General features: G+C 73.4%; 1 protein-coding gene. It reads left to right on the top strand.

Annotated elements, in window-relative coordinates; translation table 11 throughout:
• Positions 1–6,262: type I polyketide synthase (locus KUM38_RS43135; protein WP_302181342.1), on the top strand; the 6,262-nt coding region annotated here is incomplete at both ends.

Below are 6,262 nucleotides of genomic sequence, written 5' to 3'. Positions count from 1 at the left end.
TGGGTGAGTTGGTGGCGGCGCATGTGGCGGGGGTGTGGTCGCTGGAGGATGCCGCGGCGGTGGTGGCGGCGCGGGGCCGGTTGATGCAGGCGCTGCCGCCGGGGGGCGCGATGGTCGCGGTGCAGGCGAGTGAGGCGGAGGTGGTGGCGGCGCTGGAGGGCGCGGTGTGTGTCGCCGCGGTGAACGGGCCGGCGTCGGTGGTGGTGTCCGGTGACGAGGAGCCGGTGCTGCGGGTGGCGGCCGGGTTCGCGGCCGGGGGGCGCAAGACGAAGCGGCTCCAGGTCAGTCATGCCTTCCATTCGCATCGTATGGAGCCGATGCTCGCGGAGTTCCGCACGGTGCTGGAGGGGGTGTCGTACGCGGCCCCGCAGATCCCCGTCGTCTCCAACCTGACCGGGCGGCCCGCCGAGGCCGCCGAACTGACCGACCCGGAGTACTGGGTACAGCAGGTCCGTAACGCCGTGCGCTTCGCCGACGGCGTGGCGTACGTGCGCTCGGCCGGTGCCCGGACCTTCCTGGAGCTGGGCCCCGACAGCGTCCTCACCGCACTGGTGCACGAGACTCCCGCCCCTGAGGCAGGCACGGACGGGGACACGGCGCGGGACGCGGTGAGCGCGCACGAGATCGCGGCGACCTCCGTCCTGCGCACGGGCCGAGGGGAGAGCGAAGCGCTGCTCTCCGCCCTCGCCCTCGCTCACGTCCGCAGCCGCCCGGCCGACTGGTCCGCGCTGCCGCTGCCCGCCCCCCGCCCGGACCTCGACCTGCCCACCTACGCCTTCCAGCGCCGGCGCTACTGGCTCGACGGCACCGCGGGCGCACCCGCCGACGCCACCGGGCTCGGCCTTGTGGCGGCCGGGCACCCTCTGCTCGGGGCGACCGTACGCCTCGCCGGCACCGGGGCGGTGATGCTGACCGGGCGGATCTCGCTCCAGGCCCAGCCGTGGCTGCGGGACCACGCCGTCGCGGGCACGGTGCTGCTGCCCGGCGCCGCCTTCGCGGACCTGGTCGTCCACGCGGGCGACCGTGCGGGCCACCGACACGTGGACGAACTGACGCTGCGCACACCGCTCGTGATCCCGACACACGGCGCTCTCGCCCTCCAGGTGCACGTCGAGCCGGAGGCCCCCGACGGCCGCAGGCCGGTCGGCGTGTACACCCGGGCCGAGACGGCGGGCGAGGACGGCGAGTGGACCTGCCATGCCGTGGGCTTCCTCACCGAAGGCAGCACAAACGGCGGGGACGCGGTGTCCGACCTCGCCGTCTGGCCGCCGGCCGGCGCACAGCCGGTCGACACCGACGGCTTCTACGACCGTGCCGCCGCCGCGGGATACGGCTACGGGCCCGCCTTCCAGGGCCTGCGCGCGCTGTACCGGGGTCAGGACGGCGAGCTGTTCGCCGAGGTCGGTCTCCCCACCGAACTGACCACCGAGGCCCACGCCTTCGGTGTCCACCCCGCCCTGCTCGACGCCGCCCTCCACGCCTTGGTCGCCGCCGATGAAGGCGACGAGCAGTCGTTGCGCCTGCCCTTCGCATGGCAGGGCCTGACCTTGCACGCGGCAGGAGCGTCCACGCTGCGCGTGCGCCTGGCCCCGGTCGACGGGAACGCCGACACGATCGCGGTCCAGGCCGTCGACGGCACCGGACGGCCGGTGCTCTCCGCAGCGGCCCTCGAACTGCGCGCGGCCGACCCGACGCAGCTGGTCGGCACCTTGCCCGCCGCCGACTCCCTGTACCCGGTCACCTGGACACCGGTCGGCCGACCGGCCGACCCGGACACCGGCCAGAACCTGGACCTGGACCTGACCTTCCACCACTGTGCGCCGGCCCGGGTTGCCGACGCGGACCTGGCACAGGCCGCCGAGGCGGCGACCACCGGGCTCCTGACGGCGCTGCAGGCGTGGCTGGCCGAGACCGCGACCGGCGGCCAGGTCGGGTCGCGTCTCGTGATCGTGACGCACGGAGCGATCGCGGCGGCCCCGGGCGACCCGGTCCCCGACCTCGTTCACGCCCCCGTGTGGGGCCTGGTGCGGTCCGCGCAGAGCGAGTACCCGGACCGGTTCCTGCTGATCGACGCCGACCCGGACGCCGACCCGGTACGCCTCGACGAGGTGGCGCGCCTCGCCCTGGCTTCGGGCGAGACACAGGTCGCCGTACGGGAGGGCACGGTACTGGCGCCGAGGCTCACCCGGGCCGATCGCAGCGGGACGCTGGTCGCGTCGGGCGATGGGTGGCGTTTGGGGTTGTCGGGGTCGGTGTCGGGGTCGTTGGAGGGTTTGGGGTTGGTGGTGGCTCCGGAGGTGGGGGAGCCGTTGGGTGGGGGGCAGGTGCGGGTGGCGGTGCGGGCCGCCGGGCTCAACTTCCGTGACGTGCTCATCGCGCTGGGCATGTACCCGGGTGCCGCGTCGATGGGTGGCGAGGGTGCGGGTGTGGTCACCGGGGTGGGGCCCGGGGTGTCGGGGTTGGCGGTGGGGGACCGGGTGTTGGGGATGTTCCCGTCGTTCGGCCCGGTCGCGGTGGCCGATCACCGGATGATCACGAAGGTTCCCGGGGGTTGGTCGTTCGAGCAGGCGGCGTCGGTGCCGGTGGTGTTCCTGACGGCGTACTACGGGCTGGTGGAGCTGGGCGGTCTGCGTGCGGGTGAGTCGGTGCTGGTGCACGCGGGTGCGGGTGGTGTGGGGATGGCGGCGGTGCAGATCGCCCGCCATCTCGGGGCGGAGGTGTTCGCCACCGCGAGCGAGGGCAAGTGGGAGACCTTGCGTTCGCTGGGCCTGGAGGACGACCACATCGCGGACTCCCGCTCGCTGGGGTTCGAGGAGCGCATCCGTGCGGTCACCGGCGGCCGGGGTGTGGATGTGGTGCTGAACTCCCTCGCCGGGGAGTTCGTGGACGCGTCGCTGCGGTTGCTGGCCGACGGTGGCCGGTTGCTGGAGATGGGCAAGACCGACATCCGGGACGCGGGGGCGGTGGAGTCCGCGTATGCGGGGGTGTCGTATCAGGCGTACGACCTGCTGGAGGTGGGGTCTGAGCGGATAGGCGCGCTGCTGGGTGAGCTGATGGGGTTGTTCGCGGCGGGTGCCTTGGTGCCGGTGCCGGTGCGGTCGTTCGATGTGCGGCGGGCGCCGGAGGCGTTCCGGTTCATGTCCCAGGCGAAGCACGTCGGCAAGTTGGTGCTGCGGATGCCCCGGGCGCTGGACGCGGACGGCACGGTGCTGATCACCGGAGGCACGGGCACGCTGGGCGCTCTGGTGGCCCGGCACCTGGTCACCGAGCACGGCGTGCGCAGTCTGGTGCTGACCAGCCGGCGCGGTCCGGATGCCCCGGGTGCGGAGGCGTTGGTGGCCGAGCTGGCCGCTTTGGGTGCGCGGGTGAGCGTGGAGGCGTGTGACGCCGCCGACCGGGACGCACTGGCCGGGGTGCTGGCGCGGGTACCGGCGCTCACGGGCGTGGTCCACGCGGCCGGGGTGCTCGACGACGGCCTGCTGGAGTCGATGACCGGCGAACAGTTGGCCCATGTACTGCGTGCCAAGGTCGACGGCGCGGTCAACCTGCATGAGTTGACCCGTGACCTGGACCTCTCCGCGTTCGTCCTCTTCTCCTCCGTCACAGGTCTGCTCGGCAACCCGGGCCAGGCGAACTACGCCGCCGCGAACACCTTCCTCGACGCCCTCGCCGCCCGCCGCCAGGACGCCGGGCTACCCGGCACCTCCATCGCCTGGGGCCTGTGGGAGCCGGCCAGCGACATGACCGGGCGGCTCGGCCGGCAGGACCTGGCTCGGATGCGCCGGTCCGGCATCGTCGCCATGACGGCGGACGAAGGGCTCGCGCTGCTCGACGCCGCCCTGAACGCAGGCGACGCCGGCCTCGCCGCCGTCCGCCTCGACCACACCGCACTCCGCGCCCAGGCCGCACAGAACCCGCCCCCCGCGCCGCTGCGCGGCCTGGTGCGCGCCCAGGTGCGCCGCGTCGCCCAGGAGTCCGCCGCACCGACGAGCGGGGAGTCCGCGCTGTCGCGGCGCCTGGCCGCACTGTCCGAAGCGGAACAGGAGCAGGTGCTCACCGACCTGGTACGCACACAGGCCGCCCTGGTACTGGGCCACGCCTCCGCCGACCTCATCGGTCCTGAGCAGACCTTCAAGGCGGCCGGGTTCGACTCTCTCGCGGCCGTCGAGCTGCGCAACCGGCTCAACGCCACGACCGCGCTGCGCCTCTCCGGCGCCCTGACCTTCGACCACCCGACGCCCGCCGCGATGGCACGGCACCTCAAGTCCCGGCTGCTGGGCGAGCGCGGTGCGACGCCGCCCGCGCTCTCCGCACCCGCCGCCCCGGCCGGAGCGGACGAGCCGATCGCGATCGTCGGCATGGCATGCCGCTTCCCGGGCGGAGTGGGCTCACCCGAGGACCTGTGGCGGCTCGTCGCCGACGGCCGCGACGTGATCACCGACTTCCCGACCGACCGCGGCTGGGACCTCGACGGCATCTACGACCCCGACCCCGACAGCCCGGGCACGACCTACGTCCGCACAGGTGGATTCCTCGACGGCGTCGCCGACTTCGACGCCGAGTTCTTCGGGATCTCCCCGCGTGAGGCCCTCGCCATGGACCCGCAGCAGCGGCTGCTCCTTGAGACCTCCTGGGAGGCCTTCGAACGCGCCGGTATCGACCCGGCCCCGCTCAGGGCGAGCGCGACCGGCGTCTTCATCGGCGCCGTGTCGCAGGACTACGGGCCGCTGCTCAGCCGCACGCCGGACGCCGTCGAGGGCTACCGCCTCACTGGCACCACCGGCAGTGTCGCCTCCGGCCGCCTCGCCTACTCCTTCGGCTTCGAAGGCCCTGCGGTCACCGTCGACACCGCGTGCTCCTCCTCGCTCGTCGCCCTGCACCTGGCGGCGCAGGCCCTGCGCAGGGGCGAGTGCACCATGGCGCTGGCCGGCGGCGCGACCATCATGTCCAGCCCCGACATGTTCATCGAGTTCAGCCGACAGCGCGGACTCTCCGACGACGGCCGCTGCAAGGCGTTCGCGGACGCTGCCGACGGAACGGCCTGGGCGGAGGGCGTGGGCGTGCTGCTCGTGGAGCGGCTGTCGGACGCCGAACGCAACGGCCACCAGGTGCTGGCGGTGCTGCGCGGCTCCGCCGTGAACCAGGACGGCGCCAGCAACGGCCTCACCGCGCCGAACGGCCCCTCCCAGCAGCGCGTCATCCGGCAGGCGCTGACCAGTGCACGGCTGACCGTCCAGGACGTGGACGCCGTCGAGGCGCATGGCACCGGCACGACCTTGGGCGACCCGATCGAGGCGCAGGCGATCATCGACACCTACGGCCAGGACCGTCCTGGCGAACGGCCGCTGTATCTGGGGTCGTTGAAGTCGAACATCGGTCACGCGCAGGCCGCCTCGGGCGTCGGCGGCGTGATCAAGATGGTGATGGCTCTGCGCGAGGGAGTCCTGCCGCGCACCCTGCACGTCGACGCCCCGTCTTCGCACGTGGACTGGTCGGCGGGTGCGGTGGAGTTGCTGACGCAGGCGCGGGAGTGGCCGGAGGTGGGGGGTCGTCCGCGTCGGGCGGCGGTGTCGTCTTTCGGTATCAGTGGGACGAATGCGCATGTGATCGTGGAGCAGGCTCCGGAGGTTGTCGGGGCGGGGTCTGGGGTGCCGGGCCGGCATGGGGTGTTGCCGTTTGTGGTGTCGGGTCGGTCGGAGGGGGCGTTGCGGGGGCAGGCGGGGCGGCTGGCCGGGTTCGTGGGTGAGCGGGAGGACCTGGGGCTGGGAGTGCTGGCGTCGGCGTTGGTGGGGTCGCGGTCGGTGCTGGAGCAGCGGGGTGTGGTGCTGGCGGCCGGGCGTGAGGAGCTGACGGCGGGGTTGGCGGCGCTGGCGGTGGGGGAGCAGGCGCCGGGTGTGGTGACGGGTGTCGTGTCTGCGGCGCGCCGGGCGGTGTTCGTTTTTCCGGGTCAGGGGTCGCAGTGGGTGGGGATGGCGGCCGGTCTGCTGGAGTCGTCTTCGGTGTTCGCGGAGTCGATAGGGGAGTGCGAGGCGGCGCTGGCGGCTCATGTCGACTGGTCGCTCACCGGGGTTCTGCGGTCGGACTCCGAGGAGTGGCTGGGCCGGGTGGATGTGGTGCAGCCGGTGTTGTGGGCGGTGATGGTGTCGCTGGCGCAGCTGTGGCGGTCGTTCGGTGTGGAGCCGGGAGCTGTCGTCGGCCACTCCCAGGGGGAGATCGCGGCGGCGTGTGTGGCGGGTGCGTTGTCGCTGGAGGACGCGGCGAT

It is taken from the genome of Streptomyces sp. AC558_RSS880 (genome assembly GCF_019049255.1).
In the GTDB taxonomy this organism is placed as follows: Bacteria; Actinomycetota; Actinomycetes; order Streptomycetales; family Streptomycetaceae; genus Streptomyces.
Note: the sequence above shows the minus strand (reverse complement) of the source record. Positions and strands in the feature narration are given on the sequence as shown.